The 19,262-nt window shown below is 67.4% G+C and carries 14 protein-coding genes, 1 pseudogene and 1 riboswitch; of the genes and pseudogenes, 9 read left to right on the top strand and 6 right to left on the bottom strand.

Annotation, left to right across the window (positions count from 1 at the left end; all coding sequences use genetic code 11):
• Window positions 1-12: 12 nt before the first annotated feature.
• Window positions 13-1,683 (bottom strand): alpha-L-rhamnosidase-related protein, encoded by a 1,671-nt coding sequence (locus FBZ87_RS23880; RefSeq protein ID WP_246134562.1) that lies wholly within the window; start codon window positions 1,681-1,683, stop codon window positions 13-15.
• 203 nt (window positions 1,684-1,886) lie between these two features.
• Window positions 1,887-4,568: a TonB-dependent receptor plug domain-containing protein gene (locus tag FBZ87_RS23875; protein WP_186454952.1), complete on the bottom strand. Its 2,682-nt coding sequence runs from the start codon at window positions 4,566-4,568 to the stop codon at window positions 1,887-1,889.
• Window positions 4,569-5,195: 627 nt separating this feature from the next.
• Between FBZ87_RS23875 and FBZ87_RS30140 the strand changes: the two genes are divergently transcribed.
• From FBZ87_RS30140 to FBZ87_RS30245, 4 genes and pseudogenes are all read left to right on the top strand, one after another.
• On the top strand, window positions 5,196-5,990 hold the full coding sequence (locus FBZ87_RS30140) for an IclR family transcriptional regulator (protein ID WP_211107155.1): 795 nt from the start codon (window positions 5,196-5,198) through the stop codon (window positions 5,988-5,990).
• A gap of 30 nt (window positions 5,991-6,020) precedes the next feature.
• Window positions 6,021-6,782, top strand: coding sequence for an L-rhamnose 1-dehydrogenase Lra1 (gene lra1, locus FBZ87_RS23865; RefSeq protein ID WP_145613101.1), 762 nt, complete (start codon window positions 6,021-6,023; stop codon window positions 6,780-6,782).
• Window positions 6,783-7,160: 378 nt separating this feature from the next.
• Window positions 7,161-7,337, top strand: a pseudogene (locus FBZ87_RS30250) (response regulator transcription factor); the annotation flags it as partial.
• Window positions 7,338-7,390: 53 nt separating this feature from the next.
• Window positions 7,391-7,663, top strand: coding sequence for a response regulator transcription factor (locus FBZ87_RS30245; RefSeq protein ID WP_145613100.1), 273 nt, complete (start codon window positions 7,391-7,393; stop codon window positions 7,661-7,663).
• A 97-nt stretch (window positions 7,664-7,760) separates the two neighbouring features.
• On the opposite strand, the gene FBZ87_RS23850 is transcribed toward FBZ87_RS30245, so the two are convergent.
• Window positions 7,761-8,390, bottom strand: coding sequence for a histidine phosphatase family protein (locus FBZ87_RS23850; protein WP_145613099.1), 630 nt, complete (start codon window positions 8,388-8,390; stop codon window positions 7,761-7,763).
• Between the two features lies 1 nt (window position 8,391).
• Window positions 8,392-8,556, top strand: a riboswitch (cobalamin riboswitch).
• Between the two features lie 33 nt (window positions 8,557-8,589).
• On the opposite strand from FBZ87_RS23850, the gene FBZ87_RS23845 reads away from it, so the two are divergent.
• From FBZ87_RS23845 to FBZ87_RS23835, 3 genes are all read left to right on the top strand, one after another.
• Entirely contained in the window at window positions 8,590-8,808 is a 219-nt protein-coding gene (locus FBZ87_RS23845) for a CbtB domain-containing protein (RefSeq protein ID WP_004274006.1), read from the top strand.
• A gap of 21 nt (window positions 8,809-8,829) precedes the next feature.
• Window positions 8,830-9,657, top strand: coding sequence for a CbtA family protein (locus tag FBZ87_RS23840; RefSeq protein WP_145613098.1), 828 nt, complete (start codon window positions 8,830-8,832; stop codon window positions 9,655-9,657).
• Window positions 9,658-9,760: 103 nt separating this feature from the next.
• Entirely contained in the window at window positions 9,761-10,606 is an 846-nt protein-coding gene (locus tag FBZ87_RS23835; protein WP_145613097.1) for an EamA family transporter, read from the top strand.
• A 22-nt stretch (window positions 10,607-10,628) separates the two neighbouring features.
• Here the strand turns inward: FBZ87_RS23835 and FBZ87_RS23830 are convergent, their stop codons facing one another.
• Both FBZ87_RS23830 and FBZ87_RS23825 read right to left on the bottom strand, forming a co-directional pair.
• Window positions 10,629-13,007: a YbcC family protein gene (locus tag FBZ87_RS23830; RefSeq protein WP_145613096.1), complete on the bottom strand. Its 2,379-nt coding sequence runs from the start codon at window positions 13,005-13,007 to the stop codon at window positions 10,629-10,631.
• A 26-nt stretch (window positions 13,008-13,033) separates the two neighbouring features.
• The gene (locus FBZ87_RS23825) at window positions 13,034-14,575 is read right to left on the bottom strand and encodes a proton-conducting transporter transmembrane domain-containing protein (protein ID WP_145613095.1); all 1,542 of its coding nucleotides are present in this window, start codon (window positions 14,573-14,575) and stop codon (window positions 13,034-13,036) included.
• A gap of 120 nt (window positions 14,576-14,695) precedes the next feature.
• Here FBZ87_RS23825 and FBZ87_RS23820 point away from each other — a divergent pair, with 120 nt between their 5' ends.
• The gene (locus tag FBZ87_RS23820; protein WP_145613094.1) at window positions 14,696-15,592 is read left to right on the top strand and encodes a LysR family transcriptional regulator; all 897 of its coding nucleotides are present in this window, start codon (window positions 14,696-14,698) and stop codon (window positions 15,590-15,592) included.
• Between the two features lie 60 nt (window positions 15,593-15,652).
• Here the strand turns inward: FBZ87_RS23820 and FBZ87_RS23815 are convergent, their stop codons facing one another.
• On the bottom strand, window positions 15,653-15,940 hold the full coding sequence (locus tag FBZ87_RS23815) for a transposase (RefSeq protein ID WP_246134575.1): 288 nt from the start codon (window positions 15,938-15,940) through the stop codon (window positions 15,653-15,655).
• 446 nt (window positions 15,941-16,386) lie between these two features.
• Here FBZ87_RS23815 and FBZ87_RS23810 point away from each other — a divergent pair.
• A partial coding sequence (locus FBZ87_RS23810) for a beta strand repeat-containing protein (protein ID WP_145613092.1) occupies window positions 16,387-19,262 on the top strand: 2,876 nt, incomplete at its 3' end.

Below are 19,262 nucleotides of genomic sequence, written 5' to 3'. Positions count from 1 at the left end.
TCGGGATGGGGCTTAGGCCACCATGCCGCGGGCGCGGTAGAAGTAGGTGGGCGTGCAGCTCCAGGCGTGGCAATAGCTGTTGATGTGGATGTCGCCGTAGGGGGAGCTCAGCGGCTTGGCCGGGTCATAGACCTCCCAGAAGGTGTCGGCGCCTGCCTTGACCATGCCACCCCAATAGCTTTCCACCAGGGCCTGGGCGTCCTTGTCCAGACCGCTGTCCAGCATGGCCTCCACCATGTAGTGGTAGAGGTAGGGGGTCACCGGCTTGACCGCGTCGGCGCGGTTGAACGCCGTCTTCAGCGCGGTGGCGCAGTCCTTGGCCGGCAGCACGCCGCCGATGGCCATCCACGCCTGCGAGGCCCAGGACACCTGGCGGTTGGGCCCGCTGACGAAGGCCTTGGCCGATGCGTCCCAATAGCCGCGGGCGGCTTTGGTCATGCGCTCGATCAGGACGGGGTAGTCCGCCACCTCCGCCTGCACGCCCAGTTTGCGCGCCAGGTCCAGCGTACGCTTGTGGGCGAAGACCAGCAGGCCCTGGACGGCCGCGTCCTTATGCAGGTCGGGCGCCCAGTCGATGAAGATCCAGACGTTGCCGGGGTCGACATAGCGGCCGTCGGCGTTGATGCGCTGGCCGATGATCTCCAGCTGGCGCTTGGCCACGGGCCACAGTTCCCGCGCTGTCGCCTCATCGCCCGTGGCTTCCAAGTAGTCCGCCAGGGCCACGTTGAACAGGGCGGCGTAGTCGACGATGTGGATGCCGCCGTAGCGCGCCTTGGGCTTCTCATAGACGCAGGCCGCGACCAGCCCGTCCTGCCGGCGGTAGGCCGCGAACAGGTAGAGGCAGCGCTTCACCAGGTCGTTCTGCTTGAAGGTGGCGTAGTTGGCCAGGGCCTGCAGGCGCAGGTCGCCCACCCACAGGCGCTGGTCGCGGCGGGGGCCATCCTCGAACGTGGTCTGCATGCAGTCGCGCAGGGTGGCCAGGGCCACGGCGTCGATGCGGCGCGCCAGGTCGGAGTATTTGGACGGCAGCGGCGCCGGTACCGTCTTGGCGGAGGTCAGGCCGATCGCCTTCACATCCTCGAACCGGATGCTGAAGCCGGAGGAGGTGTCGATGACCTCCACCTTCACATAACGGAAGGCGTAGCGGCGGGGCAACTGCACGGCCTGGGGCAAATAGTCAATGTTGACGATTTCATCGGGCAGCCAAGCGCTGCTCAACATGCCGTTGTAGGGATACAGCGGCTCCGCCACGTCGCTGGGCACCTCGCCGAAGGTCAGGCGCAGACGGGCGGGGGCATCGGGCTCGCGCCCAACGGTTTCCAGGCGGAAGGCCAGGTGGCCGGTGCGGTGGCCGCCGAAATCCAGGATGAAGCTGTCGCCCTTCTTGAAGGTGCGGCCGGCCAGGCCTTCGCCCTCCGGCTCCATGCGCCAGTGCAAGGGCGCACCTGGATCGGCCACGGCGCGCACCAGGGCCAGCAACGGCTGCGCCGTCTCGGTCAGCGCCGGTGTCAGCGCGTCGGCCTTGGCGCCCCAGGCGGCGTTGGGCTCGCCGGCCACGGCGGGCTCGAACTCCTTGGGCTGGGCCTGGGCGGCCTTGGGCGCCACCACGGAAGAGGCGGCGGCCGCCACGGCGGCTCCCCCCACGACCAACAGCATTTCCCGGCGATTCATGGTCAGTCGCATGCTCCCTATCAGGCTTGTGGTTCTATGGGATCCGGAGCGTGGCAATGCCCGGGCCCGGCTGGAATGGAAAAGTGCGGGTGCCGCGGAGGATCGTTCGCACCATCGACCGCGACACCCGCCAGGGGAGGAAATGAATACGGAGATGAGACCGTACGGGTGCTAAGCGCCGCGCGCGATGGGGGATCCGCGCCCGGCGATCGGCCTCACCACTTCTTGGTCAGGCCGATGGAGATGACGCGGCCCAGGGGGGACGCGGCGGTCAGGTCGACACCGGAGATGCCGTTGGTGTTGTAGAAATAGGGCGGGTCGGTATCGAAGACGTTGTTCACGTCCAGCGTCGCCTGGATGCCGCCCATCATGCCCTGGCCGGGGACGTTCCAGGCCAGGTGCAGGTCGGCGGTGGTGAAGCTGTCCACCTTCTGGATGCCCAGTCCGCCCGTGCTCGCGTTGCTGTAGCCGTTGGTGTAGTTCACGAAGACACCGGCGGTGTAGGCGTCCAAGGTCCACATCAGGCTGGCGCGGGCCTTGAAGTCGATGGCGTAGTCGGTGTTCAGCAGGGTGTTGATGGACGTGGCGCCCTTCACCTTCTGGTCGAACTGCCACAGCCAGGTGCCGGCGAGGCCGGCGGTGAAGGCGCCCACCCGGCCGGCGTCCCAGCCATAACTGATGTCGAAGTCGACACCCTGGATGAACTCGTCGGCGAAGTTCTGGCGCCGCAGGTCGTAGATGGCGGTGGGCAGCTGCGCCGACAGGTCGAAATTGCCGTCGTGGCGGAAGCCGTTGGTCAGCGCCAGGGCTTGGGCCAGCGTCGGATTGTAGACGCGATAGGCGTCGTACACCGGGTTTTGCGGCTGAGTGACGGGATTGAAAGTGGGGAAGGTGATGACGTTGTAGTAGTCGATGCGGAAATAGCTGGAGCTGACCTTCAGGCCCGGCAGTTCCTTGGGCTTGTAGTCGAAGCCGGCGGAATAGGTGTCAGCCGTTTCCGGCTTCAGCTTGTTGCCGCCCGCCAGGATGATCGAATACTTGTTGGGGTCGAAGCTGACGAAGTCGCTGAAACGGATGGCACGGGTGTCGATGGCCGTGCCGGCGTCCGCCAGGCTGGGCGCGTGGAAGCTGGAACCGAAGCTGCCGCGCAGAGTCAGGCCGTCGAAGGGGGTGTAGGTCAGGCCCACCTTGGGATTGGTGGTGTCGCCCACGTCGCTGTAGCTGTCGTAGCGGGTGGCCAGCGACAGGTTGACGGCGCGGATGCCGGGCACGGCGTTGTCGTCGCCCACGATGGGCACCGACAACTCGCCGAACACCGACTTCACGTCCCGCTCCCCGATGGAGGAGAAGGAGGAGACGGCGGCCTCGCTGGCGGTCAGCCAACTGGCGGGATTGGTCGGGCCCACGCTGTTGCTGGCGGCGAAGCGCTCATGCCGGATGTCGGCGCCCACGGCCGCCTTGATGGTGCCGCCGGGCAGGTCGAACAGGGGGCCGTCCGCCTTGAACAGGCCTTCTTCCAGGAACTGCTCGCCACTGTAGCGGGTCTGGAAATCGCGCAGGGCGCTGATCACGGCGGGGCTGTTGGCGGCACCGATGCCGGTGGGGTTCAGGGTGCCGGCGGCGGCCAGGTCGGTGGCCAGGGTCTGGTTCAGGCCATTCTGGCGCACGTCATCGCGCTCGAACCCGAAATTGCCCACCACCTTGCCCTGCCAGCCGTGGGTCAGGTCGATGTCGGCGCCGACGTTGGCCACCTGGGTGCTGGTGGTGGTGTGGTTCAGGAAGGAGCCTCCGGGGTAGTAGGTGACCGTCTCATCCCCGCCGCCCAAGCCGGGAACAGCGACATAATAGGGGCTGCTGCCGGGAACGGTGACGGAGAAGCCGCTGTTGTTGGGCGAGGCCTGGGCGGAGGTGGAACTCATGCGCGTGGTCATGACGCGCCGGCTGTAGATCTCGTTGGCGAACAGTTCGACGCCGTCGGTGATGGCCTGGCGGATGGAGATCAGGCCCTGGTCGCGGTGCTGGTCGGGGTAGAGGTCGTCGTCCAGCCGGCCTTCGCACTTGTTGGGCTGGCCCGCCTTCAAGGCGCCGGTGGCCGTCAGGCCGTAGGTGACGCCGCCGGCCGTGACGTTGGCGACGGGGCAGTTCTGCACCCGGTTGTCGCCCCAGCCCTTGGCCGTGGCGTTGTCCGACATGTAGGAGCGGCTGCTGGGCTTCAGCTCCGAATTCCCGGAATGCTCATAGTCCAGCAGGATGGAACCGCCGCTCCAGGTCTTGCCGAACAGCTGGCTGAAGTTCTGGGTGTCGTAGGAATTGCCGAAGCCCGCCTGCAGATGGGTTTCCGCCCCGTCGTAGTTGCGCCGGGGGATGAAGTTGATGACGCCGGCCACGGCGTCCGACCCATAGATGGAGGAGGCGCCGTCGGCGATGACCTCCACCCGTTCCAGGGCGGATACGGGGATGGCCGACGGGTCGGGGGCCGTCTGGTTGATGCCGGCGCCCGGCAGACGCAGGCCGTCGAACAGCACCAGGGTCAGGCCGCCGCCGCCATTGCCCACGCCCACGCCGTGGATGGCGGGCTGGTCGACGAAGTTGGCTTGGCCGAAGCCGGTGTTGCTGCCGGTGGAATTGAAACTGCCCACCTGCGGAAGGGAGCGCAGCAGTTCCGTCGCCGTGGTCGATCCCGTGGCCACGATGTCGTCGCGCGTCACCGTGCTGACGGCGGAGGACGGGGCCTGGATGCCACGGATGCTGGTGCCGGTGACGATGATTTCCTCGAGCGGTTCGCCCGTGTCGGCCGCCGTCCCGCCCTGGGCGGTCGCGGGGGCCACCTGGGCCAGGGCCGGGACGCTGGCGGTGCCCAGCAACAGGGCCAGCGCCGCGGCCAAGGGCTTGGCCAAGGGCGCGGCCAGTGGTGTGGCGGCCGGTCGGCATGGTAGGTGACAGCGGTGTCCCATTTGAGCGTCTCCCTTTGTATTTTCGTTGTCGTTCGTGTAGCGGGCTGGACAAGCGGTCCCCCTCGCCGGCGATCCCGGTGGGGAAGGCCGGTCGGGCTGCCACCCGCGTGGTGGTGATGTGAGATGCGGTGCGCGCGACCGGCACGCGCCGAAAGCCCCAAGTCCTTGAGGCGCTTAAGCGTTTTGTCCCTGTCTTATTCATTATGTGCCGGAATGCTATCGCCCTCGGCAGGGGGAGTCAAACCATATTATGCAGCAGACTTGCATAATATGAAATTAATGCCCGTCGGTCTGATCGCGGGCCGAGGGCAGGGACGCCATGACCCGACGGTGAATAGTTGGCAACGGCCCACCGTGATGCGACTTCCTCTAGTTTTTGATGTTGCGCGTACGTTTACCGCCTATACTAGGCGGGGCGTGCGACCGTGAGTGGCGAAGATATGCTTCAGATTCCGGGATGAATCTGGAATTGGCGGCCAGCCTGTCCATCGTTCGGGCCAGGCCTTGAAAGAAATTCCATTATGCGGTACTGGAACCGTGAATATGGCACAACCTAGGAAATCCAGCGACATGGACCCCGATGATGAGATCAAGGGAGCGCCGTCCGGCAGCCAAACCCTGTTCCGTGGGCTGGACGTCATCGACGTGGTGGCGGAGGGGAGCATCGCCCTACCGGCGTTGTCGGAGCGCCTGGGCCTGACCAAGTCCACCACCCATCGCCTGGCTTCCGCCCTGGTGGAGCGGGGCTACCTCACCTTCGTGGCGCGCGGTGGCTACAGCCTGGGGCCCAAGTTGCTGGAACTGGGCTGGCTGGCACAGCAGCAGATGCACCTGCCCAGCCTGGCGCGGCCCCACCTGGAAAGCTTGGCGGCCGCGACGGAGGACACGGTCCACCTGGGCATCCTGGACGGCTTCCAGGCGTTGTACCTGGACAAGGTGCCGGGCCGGCGCCGGGTTGTGATCGGGTCGCGCGTGGGCGAACGCCACCCTATCGCCTCCACGGGCCTGGGCAAGGCCTTGATCCTGGACCATGACGAGGCCGCCTGGCGCGAATTCTATGAAGCGCAAGGCTCCAGCGTCGGCTTGGCCATTTGGCTGGAGCGCATGCGCGCCTATGCCGGCAAGGGCTACGCCTTCGACCTGGAGGAGAACGAGGACCAGATCCGCTGCGTCGCCGCCCCCATCCGGGGGGCGGGCGGCGAGATCGTGGCCGCCATCAGTGTCTCCAGCGCCGCCCAGTATATGAGCGACGCCCGCATGGAAGGGCTGACCGCCCAGGTCATGGGCGTGGCGCGGGATATCAGCCGCGAATTGGGGTGGAGCGAGCGGGTGGGCCAGCGCCGGCCGCGTAAATCCAAGGCCTAGGGCGGCTTCACGTCCAGAGAAGGAGAAGCCATGCTGCTTCAAGGGAAGACGGTCCTGATCACCGGCGGGTCGCAGGGGATCGGGCGGGCCGCCGCCATCGACTGTGCCCGTGCCGGCGCCGATGTCGCTATCAATTACCTGGGGGATGAAGGAGAGGCGGCGGAGGTGGTGACCGCCATCACCGCCCTGGGCCGCCGCGCCATCGCCGTGCGCTCCGATGTGGCCGATCCAGAGGCGGCTCCCGCCTTCGTTCAAGCGGCGGTGGCGGCGCTTGGGGGCGTCGACGTCTTCGTCAGCAACGCCGGCATCTGCCCTTTCCATGCCTTTCTGGACATGCCGGTGGATGTCTTGGAACGCACCATGCGGGTCAATCTGCATGGCGCCTATTTCATGGTGCAGGCCGCGGCCCAGCGCATGGTGGAACAGGGGCGGGGTGGGGCCATCATCGCCGTCAGTTCCATCAGCGCGCTGGTCGGGGGCGAATATCAAACCCATTACACCCCCACCAAGGCAGGCGTGCATTCGCTGATGCAGTCCTGCGCCATCGCGCTCGGTCGCCACGGCATCCGCTGCAACTCCGTTCTGCCCGGTACCATCCAGACCGCCATCAACCAGGACGACCTGGCCGATCCGGAGAAGCGCGCCCGCATGGCCGCGCGCATTCCGCTGGGCCGCCTGGGCGTGCCGGAGGATTTGGCCGGCCCCATCGTCTTTCTGGCCAGTGATATGGCGCGTTATGTTACCGGCGCTGCCCTGCTGGTGGACGGTGGCGCTTTCGTCAACCTTCAATAATCGAGCTTGGGAGGCTCTTCATACACAGGGATAGCTTGAGCGAGCTTATCCATCACCTTGAGCGCTGAGTTGCGTCAACCTGGGAAGGATGCCGTACTCCTTTTCTCGGACCCGGAAATACTCAACACTGGCGAACAGTGTCCCCCTCCTGGCCAGTTGGTCTGGGTGCCAGCGGCGGCATAAAGGTGCATGGCGGTCCAGACGCACGATGTCCGGGCCGCCATTCTTCTATGGGGTGGTATCGCTCTCCGCTCAAATTATTTATATAAATCAATCAATTAATCCCCGGCAAGATAACAGAAGGAAGAATTCTTCCGGTCGCTGGCAAGTTGGTTGGGCCGTTGGCGCGGGGGGCGTCACGGCGACGACAACCCACCGATGGGCCAGCACATCATGAATCGTTATACCACCCGAGAGCGCCAAGTCCTGGACCTGACCGGGCAAGGCTTGACCAGTTCGCAGATTGCCGCCACGCTGGGCGCCTCGGAACTGACCATCCGCAAACACCGCTCCAACATCATGCGCAAGGCGGGGCTGACCTCGACCGCGCAACTGATCGCCTACGCCCGGGGTGTCACGACCCCGCAACTACCGCCGCCACCGTTGGCTTGGGATGTCTCCTGGGGCCGCGCGAGGCGGAGGTGGTGCGCTATGTCGCGGCCGGCCTCACCAGCAAGGAAATCGCCCGCCTTATTGATATCAGCCCAAGTACCGTCCAGAAGCACCGGGAACGCGCGGGTGAAAAGTTGGGGGTGTATACACTTCAGGAAATCATCATCCGGGCCCAATCGTCGCCGGACGTCCGCTCTGCCAATCAGCTGGGGCCTTCGCCAGGCGAAGGCGGAAGCGCCTTGAGCTGTGATTCCGTCTGTCGAGCGTGAGTCAACATTACGAAGGACCGGGCTGCCCGGATCTCCATCTCGGCAGGGAGAAGGTCCGGAACCGCAGCCAACCCCAGCCGATGACGCCGCCAGGCTCTCATGCCGGGTTGCGTAAAGGCCGGGGCAGGGTCAGCGCGTCCACGCCGGTGGCGCGCACGGCCCAGCGCCGGTGCCAGCGCAGATCGGTCAGCGACAGCGGCGCGATGTCCAGCCGCCAGAAGGCTCGCGGCGGCGCCTCTAGCACGACGGCCACCGCCATGCGGATCACGGCCGGGTGGGTGACGGCCAGGGTGTGCCCCTCCGCCGTCCCATGCTCCAGCCACCGCGCCACCCGCGCCCGCAGCTGCGCCAGCGACTCAGCCCCATGGGGGCGGGCCTCCGGATCGCCTAACCAGGCGCCCACCGCGTCCGCCTCATGGGCCGACAGGTCGGCCAGGCTGCGGCCCTGCCAGTCGCCCACGTTCAGGTCGGCCAGGGCCGTGTCCTCATGCGCCTCCAACCCCAGGGCGACGGCCAGCGCGTCCGCCGTCTGCCGGGCGCGGACCTCCGGCGCCGTCCACAGGCGATCCACCTTGCGCAGGGCGTGCACCTCCGCCAGCAGGGCGGCTTGGGCCAGGCCAGTTTCCTCGGCCGCTTCGTCTGCCCGGGGGAAGACGGCGTCACGCTGGGCCCGGGTGGGGGCGTGGGCCAGCAGGGTCAGGCGGCCAATGACATTGGGGGCTGTCATGGAGATAGTCCTTGAATGCGGTACGGCCCCTCCCTACCATCAACGGATCACCCGCGCATGGGGGAAGCCGGTGCAAATCCGGCACGGTCGCGCCACTGTAACCGAACGCCCAGGCCTTTCCAGGGCGTGCGGAAGCCAGACCCCCCGTCGCATGACACAGACCGCATACGGGACGCGTAATCCCAGGGAGCGTTTTTTCATGGCCCACGCCACCACCCATTCCGGCACCCCCGCCGTTGCCCTGCCGGTGATCTCCGCCGCTGAACTGCTGCCCTGGGCCGTGTTCGGCGGGCTGCTGCTGGTGCTGATGGTCTATTTCGTGGGGGCGGAGCAGGGCGCCACCTCCCTGATCCAGGGCCGTGAGGTGCATGAGTTCGTGCACGACGCCCGCCATCTGCTGGGCTTCCCCTGCCACTGAGGCGGGTGGACCCTCGCCATCATGGTTGGAATTTATCTCGCCCGCGGGATGCTCATCGGCATCCTGGCGGGTTTGCTTGCCTTCGGCGTGGCCACGCTGATCGGTGAGCCGCCGGTCGAACGCGCCATCGCCTTCGAGGCGGCCCAGGCGACGGGGGGGCATGAGCATCATGACGCGGCCGCCACCCCTGACACCGTTGAGGCGGGGCACAGCCATCATCATCATCATGACGCCCAGGCGGCGGATGAGGAGGAAGAGCTGTTCAGCCGTGGCACGCAGGGCGGCTGGGGCCTGCTGACCGGTCTGCTGGTCTATGGCGCCGCCGTGGGTGGCATGTTCGCCCTGACCTATGCCTACGCCCAGGGCCGCATGGGCACCCTGGGGCCGCGTGGCTTGGCCGCCATTCTGGCACTCCTGGGTTTCCTGGCCGTGGTTCTGGTGCCGGCCTTCAAGTATCCGGCCAACCCCCCGGCGGTGGGCAATCCTGACTCCATCCAGCAGCGCACCGCCCTGTTCTTCATCCTGCTGATCCTGTCCGTCGCCGCCATGGCGGCGGCCGTGGTCACCGCCCGCCGGCTGGCCGCCCGCTGGGGTACCTGGAACGCCGGCCTCGCCGGCGGCGCCCTGTTCCTGGCGGTCATGATCGCGGCGGGCTATGCCCTGCCCGAGGTGAACGAGGTGCCGGAGACATTCCCGGCCCAGCTGCTGTGGCGTTTCCGCATCGCCTCCTGGGGCATCCATGCCGCCCTGTGGGCGGCGCTGGGACTTGGCTTTGGCTGGCTGTGCGAACGGGCGCAGTCCCGCGACCTTCAGGCCCTGCGCCGGGGTGATGGGCCGGCGCTGTTCTGACGTCGATAATGCCACGCCGGGCAGCCATTCATGACCGGTCGATGACAGCGGGCCGACGCCAACCGTAGAAATGGACGATCCCTCCGCAGGATCGCTCCACCTCATGTCCATCGCCGTCTTCGCCATCGTCCTGTTCGCGGCCCTGCTGCACGCCACCTGGAACGCCTTGGTCAAGGGTGCCGGGGACAAGCTGATGGCGGCCGTCCTGGTGGCGGGCGGCGCGGCCCTCATCGCCATCGTGACGCTGCCCTTCCTGCCCCTGCCGGCGGCGGCCAGCTGGCCCTATCTGGTGACGTCCAGCGTCCTGCAGATCCTTTACCTGACCCTGGTTGCCCGCGCCTATCATGTCGCGGACATGAGCCAGACCTATCCCCTGATGCGGGGGACGGCGCCGCTGCTGGTGGCGCTGGTCAGCGGGCTGTGGCTGCATGAGGCGCTGTCCCTTCACGCCCTGCTGGGGGTCGGTGTGATCTGCGCCGGCATTCTCAGCATGGCGTGGGTGGGCCGGCGCGGTGGGCCGGGCGGCGGCACCACCGGCACCCGCCTGGCACTGCTGACCGCCGTGGTTATCGCCGGTTACACCCTGGTTGACGGCCACGGCGTCCGCCTGTCGGGCGCGCCCGCGTCTTATGTGCTGTGGGGTGTGCTGCTCAACGGCGTGCCGCTGGTGACTTGGGCGTTGCTGGCCCGGCGCCGGACATTCCTGCAGCACGTCATCCGCCAATGGCCGCGGGGTCTGGTGGGCGGCGCCGGCACCCTGATCTCCTATGGCCTGGCCCTGTGGGCGATGACGGTGGCCCCGGTGGCCGTCATCGCTGCCCTGCGCGAAAGCTCCATCCTGTTCGGCACCGCCATCGCCGGCCTGGTGCTGAAGGAGCGGGTGGGCCCTCGCCGCCTGGCCGCCGCTTGCCTCATCGCCGTGGGCGCCATGGTGTTGCGCCTGGCGTGAGGCGGGCGGCGGAACGACCGCCTTAGGCGGCGCGGGCCAGCCCGGCCTCGTCCCAGCCGCTGCCGCGATGCCAGCGCGCGGTGATACGCCCGCGTTCCAGGGCGAACAGGGTCAGCCAGCCGTTGTCGAACAGCGCCCGCACCTCCTCGTGGCGGGCCAGCACCTCGGCGATGGCGTGCCGGGGCGCCTCCACCAGGACCGACAGGCGCAGGGGCGCGTGGGCCAGGCGCTCGCCGTCGTGAACGGCTTGCCAGGGCAGGCCGGTGCGCAGCGTGCCGCCGTTGCCCTCCACCACGCCGATGCCGGCGGTGACATTGTGGATGAGCTTGTCCCCGCCGCCGAACAGCGTGGGCGCCACGGCCGACCCGTAATATTGCAGGCTGATCCAGCTGGCCACCACCACCGGCGCCGTCAGGATCAATTCCAGGGTGGCGAAGTCGCGATCCGCCCGCCAGTCGTAGGAATGCAGGAAGGCCCGGCCCTTCAGGTTGCCGCAGGCGGTCACGGCGCGCGGGGCGGCGACGAAGGCGGCGCACCCGGCCAGCCCCCATTCCGGCCGGATCTCCGCCCAGTTGCGGGCGCGGGCCGACAGCGATGCCGCGCTGGCGCCGGGAAGGCGGGCCGCCCGTTCCAGGCGCACCTGGCGCCCCGCCCGGTCCAGCCAATCGCGGGCGCGGCGGATGTCCGCCTCATGATCCCGGCCGGCACTATCAGCATACAAGGTGACGCGGTCGGTGACCGTGTCATGCAGGCCGGCCAGGAACAGGGTGTCGGCCGGCAGGTCGATGCCATGGGCGGGCAGGCCCGCCCGCGTCTCCGGATCGTTCAGCAAGCCCGCCAGCAGGCGGGCGGAGACATCGCCCGGATGACCACCGCAGGCGCCGCAGTGATAGGCGCTGTGGTGCGGATTGTTGTGCAGCGTTGCGCCATGGCCGATCAACAGCACCAAGCGCGCGTGTCCTTTCGTCAGCGACATGGCTTTCAGCACCTGTGCCGCAGTCGCCGCCTTCACATCCACCGACAGGGCGGGCGTGAAGGCCGGCGCCGGGTCGGTTCCATGCGCTCGGCCCAGCCCCAGGGTGTCGCGCAACAATTTCAGGGCGTACAAGGGTCCCGCCGATTCCACGAAGGCGAAGGAGGATACCGCCGCCTGGCGGAACCGTCCCAGGGCGCGGGCGGAGCGGGTGGCGATGCGCCGCTGCCGGTCTTGGGCGGGTGGCAGGGGAACGCTGGAGCGCAGGCGGGGCGGCAACAGGACGGGCAGCCGCGCCTCTGTCAGGTCGGACGCGGCCGGACGGTGCTCCACGGGCAGGCCGAAGAAGCCGGCAAAGCCCAGCGTGCCGATGCCGGTGTCCTGGTTTTCCAAGGCCCGGCGGAACGGTTCCGACCGCACGTCGATGCAGAACGCGGCCTGCAACAGAGGCCGGTCCCCGGAAGTGGCCGTATCGGCTCCCCCCAGCACCGTGTCCAGCCCCCGCTGATAGGCCATTTCCGCCGCCTGCTGCAGGATGGTGTCGGCCACCAGGTCGGCGTCCGGCGTCACCGGCTGCGCGTGGGCGGCCAGCACCTCCGCCCAGGCCGGGGCCACAGCCGGCACATGGGCCAGCAGGGCCTCTTCCCATACCAGGCGGATTGCCAGCAGATCGGCCAGCGTGCCGTCGCCATCGCCCGCCAGCTCGGCTTGCCATTGCAGCCATCGCGCATGCTGGGCCCAGCCCCCAAGGTCGGTCAGCAGCCGGTGGAAGGCCGTCTCCGCCGCCTCGGCCGTGAGGTCCAGCGCGGCGGCGGCACGCAGCAGGGCGCGGCCTGGGGTGTCCGGGCAATTGGCGACATGACGGCAGAACCCCGTCAGGCCGGCCAGCTCGGGCGTCAGGTCATGGGTTGCCCATTCCCGCCAGGCGGCGAAGGCCGATGATCCCGGGGCCGGCGTCCACAGGGCCTGTCCCCGGTCGAAATGACCCGCCGCCCACAGCCCCAGGCAGCGGCGGATGATCGCGGGCCAGTCGGTGCCGGTGGCGCGCGCCGCCAGATCCGCGATGGTGGGCAACGCCTGCGGCGTGGGCTGGTCCTGATGGGCCAGTGCCGTCAGGGCGGTTCCGTGGGCCGGCTTGCCCGGATGGGGGCAGGCGGCCAGTGCCGCCGCCAGGTCGCTGGCGGTGATCTCCCCCGTGGCGATCATGGCGGCGTAATCCGCGCGGTTGCGGGTCAGGCGGACCCCGGCGACACGGGCCAGCCGGGCGGCGGCCTGCGCCAAATCTTCCCCGGTCTGGCCCAGGAAGGGATTGACGGCCACCGTGGCGTCCAAGGGAAAGGCGGGCGGGATGGCGCGCATCGCCGCCTCGGCCGCCGCGAACAGGGCCTTGGCCGGTGCCGGCGCGATGTCGGGCTGATCGTGAAACATGGTGTCGTCTCCCGTGGTGACTGTCGTCAGGACCGGACGGTGCGGAAGCCGCCGATCAGCCGGTCTAGTGCGGCGTTGAGATAGAACCCGTTGGCGATATGGACTCGCAGGCCCGCCGCCGCCGGATGGTGAGCCCAGTGGGGGAACAGCGCCTGCGCCACCGCCACCCCGCAGAAGGAGGTGACGGTCAGCCCGATCAGCGCCCATTCCAGCGCCCCCGCCACCGGCGGGGCGGGCAGGGTGCCACCGGCCGCATGCACAGCCAGCGCCTGCAGCCCGAAGTAGGAGAGGGTGACGGCGGTGGAGGCGACCAGCGTGCGCTGGGTCAACGCCCGGGGTGCGGCGTCCGCCAGCCCTTGCGCCACCAGATAGGCGACGCCCGACACCAGGATCAGGCCCAGGGCCAGCGCCTGCGGCGACTTCGGCCCGGCCAGCAGGGTGAAGCCGACGGCGGCCAGACTGTAGAGAGCCAGCGCCAGCCCGAAGGCGCGGATCACCGCTCCGACGCCGGGGGTCGCCACCGGACCGGGGCGCCGGGTGGCCTGCACCGCCCGAATGGCCCCGCCGGAGGACAGGAAGGCGTGCGCCTTGTAGAGCGAGTGCGCCAGGAGGTGCAGCATCGCGACGGGCCACAGGCCCAGCCCGCATTGCAGCAGCATGAAGCCCATCTGTGCCACCGTGGACCAGGCCAAGGCCGTCTTGACTGCGCTCTGTGTCAGCATGACCAAGGCGCCGAACAGGGCGGTGAACCCACCCAGCATCACCAGTGCCGCCATGCCCCCCGGGCTGGCCTGCACCAACCAGGCCAGGCGGATCAGCAGCAGCCCGCCGCTGTTGATGATGCCGGCATGCAGCAGGGCCGACACAGGCGTCGGCGCCTCCATCACCTCGGTCAGCCAGCCATGCAGGGGGAAGGCGGCCGTCTTCAGCAAGGCGGCCAGGACCAGCAGGCCTGCGGCCCCCTCAGCGGCCGGGGGAAGCGGTGCCAGCCGGGCGGCGGCTTCGATCGTCGCGATGTCCATGGTGCCATAGGCGAGCCACAGCAGGCCGGTGGCCATGATCAGCGCGACGTCGCCGGCCCCCCAGACCAGGGTGAATTTCGTGGCCGCGCGCCGCGCCGGCGCCCGGTCGGGGAAGAACAGCAGCAACTGGCGCAGCACCAAGCCGATGGCCGCCAGCGCCGGCACCAGCAGCGCCAGGCTGCCGGCCTGCACCTGCAGTAGCACCAGGCCCAGCACCATCAGCATCAGGGCGTGGAACCACCCCTCCCGCGTGGTGCCGTCCATATAGGTGCGGCTATAGCGGACCACCACCCAGCCGATGAAGGCGACGGTCGGCGCCACCAGGGCAGTGACGACATCCAGGCGCACCAGCGACCCGTCATGCCCCCCTCCCTGGCCCACCCCCAGGAACGCGAACCGCGCCGCGCCGGCCAGGCATAGTGCCAAGGCGGCCAATGCCGTCCCCTCGGCGATCAGGGGAATGAGCTGGGGGCGGCGGCCGGGGCGCAGCAGGGCGATGGCTGCCGCGGCCAGCAGTACGGCCGGGGCAAGGCTCGACAACGGCATCGAACTCTCCAGGGAAACGCGGCCCAGGATTGGAACGCAGGCAGGAGATAGCCCTTGCGCGAATTCCAGAAAATTACATCTTTTAAAGAAATACGTTCTATTTATTGGAATGATTCCGGCATGGCTTCACTCAACCTGCACCATCTGCGCCTGTTTCGGGCCGTCGCCGCCGAGGGCACGGTGACCGGGGCCGCGCGGCAGTTGAATCTTTCCCCCTCCGCCCTGTCGACCCAGCTGCGCACGCTGGAGGACAGCCTGGGCCACCCCCTGTTCGAGCGCCGAGGGCGCGGCCTGATCCTGACGGAGGCGGGACGCATCGCGCTGGACCATGCGGTGGCGATCTTCCGTTTGGCGGAGGACCTGTCCGCCACCTTGCGCAATGCCGGCGGCGGACAGCGCGCGTTGCGCGTCGGGGCGCTCGCCACCCTATCGCGAAACTTCCAGATCGGCTTCCTGCGACCCCTGCTGGGCAGGCCGGATGTGGAGGTCGTGCTGCGTTCCGGCTCCCAGGGCGAACTGCTGCGCGGGCTGGACAGCCTGGCGCTGGACGTGGTGCTGACGAACCTGGCCCCACCCCGTGACGCCGCCAGCCCCTATCTGATCCATCGCCTGGACGAGCAGGCGGTCAGCCTCATTGGCACACCAGCCCGGCTGCGCCCCACCCAGGGAGACGACTCCGAAGGCGGCGTCCCGCTGGCAATCCTGCTGACCCGGCATCCTCTGATCCTGCCCACCCCGGAAACGGCGCTGCGGGCGACGTTCGACGCGCTGGTGGCGCAGTTGGGCATCTCGGTGCGCATCGCGGCCGAGGTGGACGACATGGCCATGATCCGCCTCATGGTGCGTGAGGACGCCGGCCTGGCCGTCATCCCCCCCATCGTGGTGCGGGATGAGTTGAGCAATGGCGAGTTGGTGGAGGCCGGGCGCCTGCCCAGCGTGGTCGAAAGTTTCCTGGCTGTGACGCTGGAGCGCCGCTTCCCCAACCCGCTGCTGGCGGAGTTGTTGACCAGAGGCTGAGGACGGTCCGTCATGCTGGTGGATCAGCGCGATCAAACGGCCCCAACGGTCCCAAAGTAATCAACCGGTCGTTGTGCTGATCGGCATCCAAACCGCATGCCGATTTTCAATCCCGGGCGGGCGTCTGCGGCGGCCCAGGCGCAACGATTGATGGTGCCCCGATGACACTGCTTTGGTGCCCAGCCAAGCCACGAAGTTCCTACCATCGGAAAAGGTGTGCGGGTCCAGCGCGAAGGCGGCAAGCGCGCCGGCCGTGACAGGGCCGACGCCGAACGGGTGCAGAGACGCCGCAGAAATGCGCTCGTTCGGGTGGTCAGGGCGCCATCCATAACGATGGCCAGCAGACATCATCGCCTGATCCGCCGATGCCGGAGAAAGAGGGCATCCTCATCATCAGTGCAGTATGTTCGTTTAACGATAAAGCCCTTCACATGTCCGCGAGAATCGAGTCAATGGGTTCGGAAACTCTGATGTTGTGATTAAAACTGACAAGATCACATAACCCGTATTGGTGACAATTTCTGACAATGGTCTAATCGGGAGATTTACAATAGTTGTAAATCCACAAGATTACATTGACAGCCTACCGGGGCTTATATCAGAAGATTATCCCGCTCCTGCCCAATTGGGGGGTAGAGCAAGTATCAGGTGAATCTCCGGGGCGCTGTAAGGGTTGGCGTGTCAAACACGGAATTGTTCGCTCCGGCTTATCTGAGCCGGAGCCTTCCGCTTTTCGCGTCCACGCCCAGCACAGTGCAAGCCGATGGTTGGGAGCTGGCATTATGGCGAAGCGAATGGTCACGCGCGCGGACGGCAATAAGAAGATCCGGCACGCTTTCCTGCTAGGGGCTTCCGCGCTGGCCATCGGTGTCTCGCTGGCGGCGGCGCGACCTGCCCGGGCCGATACGATCGTCTCAACCAGCGGCAGCTCCCAGATCAAGGTTTCCATTACCTCTACAATGGTTTCCATCGCCAGCGGGGTGGTGCGCTCCGGTACAACGGTGCTGTCCATCTCCGCCCCCGTCGGCACGCTGATCAACAGCGGCACCATCAATGCCAGTTTCTCTGGTATCAATAACCAAAGCGTCATGGGTACGCTGGTCAACAATGGCACTATCTCGGCCAGTGTGCTGGCGCTATCCAATAACAACACCGCCACGATCACCAATTTCATCAATACGGGAACGCTTTCGTCTTCCAACACCACGAATAATACGGCAGCCGCCATCTACAACGGCGGCAAGATCGGCACGCTGACCAACACCGGGCTTATCCGGGGCGCGGAAAATGTCCTGTTCATCCACACGATCGACGGGGGCCCCGGCTCCATCGGCTTGATCGCCAACAGTGGCACCCTCGCGGGCAATATCTGGAACCGTACGTCCAACAACCTGACCATCGCGGGCGGCAGCGGCAGCGTCGTCGGCACCCTGACCGGTTACACCGTCGGTAACCTCGGCACCATCATCAACAACCTCAGCAACTTGGTGCTGTCGACCGGCAACATCCTGCTGAATGATCGTGTCACCATCACCGGCCACACGCTGAGCAACCTGGGCGCCGCCGTGACGCTCAACACCCTGGTAAGCGTCACTGGAAACTACAATCAGTCGGCCGGCACCCTTGTACTGCAGGGCAATGGCAAGCTGGCCGTGTCCAACTCCGCCACCGTGGCCGGCACCGTCCTCACCAGCCTGTCGGCCAGCAACAACTACTTGGCCACCGGCAGCGTGACCACCCTGGTCGCGGGCGGGACAGGCTCGAACTACAGCTCCGTCGTTGTGAGCACGACCGGGCTGGCGCCCACCTTGGTCTCCGTCAGCGGCTCCGTCAGCGGCAACAACCTGATCCTGTCCATTGGCAACGACTATGTCGGTGGCAGCCTCGCCTCCATCGGCAACACCGGCACGCTGGCGCCCTCCGGCACGATCGCGGCCGTTTATGTGGCCGGCACCCTGGGAACCCTGACCAACGCGGCAGCCGGCACTCTTTCGGCCTACTTGGGCGTGCGGGTGGCAGGTGGCGGCACCTTGGGCCAGGTGGTGAATAGTGGCCTGATCAGCGGCGCCACCGGCGGCAGCAGCGGCATCCTCTCCACCCTGGGCGCCAGCATCGGCACCATCACCAACAGCGCCACCGGCACCATCGCGGCCGCCAATTCGTTTGCCGCCATCAACGCCCCCGGCGGTGTCATCGGCACCATCACCAATGCCGGCCTCATCTCGAACAGCAGCACCGGCGTAGGCCTCTGGGACACCGGCACGGTCACCCAGTTCAACAACAGCGGCACGGTTCGGAACCAGTCCACCAACTATGGCGCCGTCTACGTTGGCGCCAGCAGTGCGCAGGCCGTCGGCACGCTCAACACCCTCAGCAACAGCGGCCTGATCCAGAACACCAGCGCTTCCAGCAGCGGCACCGTGGCCGCCATCTTGGCCGACGGCACCGTCATCTCCGGCAGCACCCTTTCCGGCACGATCGGCACCGTGCTGAACAGCGGCACCATCAGCGCGCGGACCGCCATTCGTATCGGCGCCTATGGCAGCATCGGCACGGTGGTGAACAGCGGCACCGTGCTGGGCAACATCTTCAACCAATCAACGCGCGACTTGACCCTGGCGGGCGGCAGCGGCACGACGGTTGGCACCTTCACCGGGTTGACCGGGACGGTGGGCGCCATCATCAGCAACGGCAACGTGGTGTTCGGCGTTGGCACGGCGCGCAGCAACATCCTGCTGAACGACATCGTTTACACCGGCGGCACGGTCTACAACAACAGCGCCAACATCAGCTTTGGCACCCAGAGCGTCGCCACCGTCAGCGGCGCCTTCGCCCAGACCTCGACTTTGGGCACCCTGTCACTCGGCACCGCGCGGTTGTCCATCACGGGTGCTGCCAGCATCGCCGGCACGGTGCTGGGCAGCTTCGACACCGCCGTCAACCATACCCTGGGCGAGGGTATTACCCTGATCACCGCCGACGGCGGCATCTCTCTCGCTTATGGGACCTTGACCGGCGTGGTTCGTGCGGCGGGTACCGGCATCAATGCCGCGTCCAGCATCAGCGGCAACAGCCTGCTGGCGCAGGTGCAGAACTACTATGTCGCGACCACCTATGGCACCATCACCAACACCGGCACTTTGACGTCCACGTCGGCGGTCTATGTGGCGGCCACCGGGACGCTGGGTGCCGTGTCCAATACCGGTGTCATCCAGGGCAACATCGTCAACCTCAGCTCCAACGACCTGACCCTGCTGGGCGGCAGCGTCGGCACCTTCGGCACCTTCACCGGCCTCACCGGCACGCTGCCGGGCAGCATCTTTAACACGGCTAGCAACGTGACGCTGGCGGGCAGTATCCTGCTGGACGACACCGTCAATGTAGGCGGGACCACGCATACGGTGGTGGCTGACGGGGCCGCGGTTCGGCTGAACCATGGCATCAACATCACCGGCAACTACAGCCAGACAGGCGGCACGCTGGCGGAGCTTTCGGCCGTCAACGGCGGTGAACTGATCGTCAGTGGCGCGGCCGTGGTCAGCGGCGTCAACTACACGGTCGTGGGCGCCACCGGCGCCTATCACTATCTGCAGGGTCCGGCGGGGGCCACGCCCATCATCGCCGGCGGTGTCGGCTCCAGCTACACCAGCATTACCTACGACAGCGGCGT

Source organism: Nitrospirillum amazonense, assembly GCF_007828035.1.
GTDB lineage: Bacteria > Pseudomonadota > Alphaproteobacteria > Azospirillales > Azospirillaceae > Nitrospirillum > Nitrospirillum amazonense.
Note: the sequence above shows the minus strand (reverse complement) of the source record. Positions and strands in the feature narration are given on the sequence as shown.

Bases quoted from the DNA above. Each gene is read 5' to 3' on its own strand.
- lra1 (WP_145613101.1), top strand. From the start codon at position 6,021: ATGCTGCTTCAAGGGAAGACGGTCCTGATCACCGGCGGGTCGCAGGGG.
- FBZ87_RS30140 (WP_211107155.1), top strand. From the start codon at position 5,196: ATGGACCCCGATGATGAGATCAAGGGAGCGCCGTCCGGCAGCCAAACC.
- FBZ87_RS23830 (WP_145613096.1), bottom strand. From the start codon at position 13,007: ATGTTTCACGATCAGCCCGACATCGCGCCGGCACCGGCCAAGGCCCTG.
- FBZ87_RS23880 (WP_246134562.1), bottom strand. From the start codon at position 1,683: ATGCGACTGACCATGAATCGCCGGGAAATGCTGTTGGTCGTGGGGGGA.
- FBZ87_RS23845 (WP_004274006.1), top strand. From the start codon at position 8,590: ATGGCCCACGCCACCACCCATTCCGGCACCCCCGCCGTTGCCCTGCCG.
- FBZ87_RS23820 (WP_145613094.1), top strand. From the start codon at position 14,696: ATGGCTTCACTCAACCTGCACCATCTGCGCCTGTTTCGGGCCGTCGCC.
- FBZ87_RS23835 (WP_145613097.1), top strand. From the start codon at position 9,761: ATGTCCATCGCCGTCTTCGCCATCGTCCTGTTCGCGGCCCTGCTGCAC.
- FBZ87_RS23815 (WP_246134575.1), bottom strand. From the start codon at position 15,940: ATGTCTGCTGGCCATCGTTATGGATGGCGCCCTGACCACCCGAACGAG.
- FBZ87_RS23825 (WP_145613095.1), bottom strand. From the start codon at position 14,575: ATGCCGTTGTCGAGCCTTGCCCCGGCCGTACTGCTGGCCGCGGCAGCC.
- FBZ87_RS23850 (WP_145613099.1), bottom strand. From the start codon at position 8,390: ATGACAGCCCCCAATGTCATTGGCCGCCTGACCCTGCTGGCCCACGCC.
- FBZ87_RS23840 (WP_145613098.1), top strand. From the start codon at position 8,830: ATGGTTGGAATTTATCTCGCCCGCGGGATGCTCATCGGCATCCTGGCG.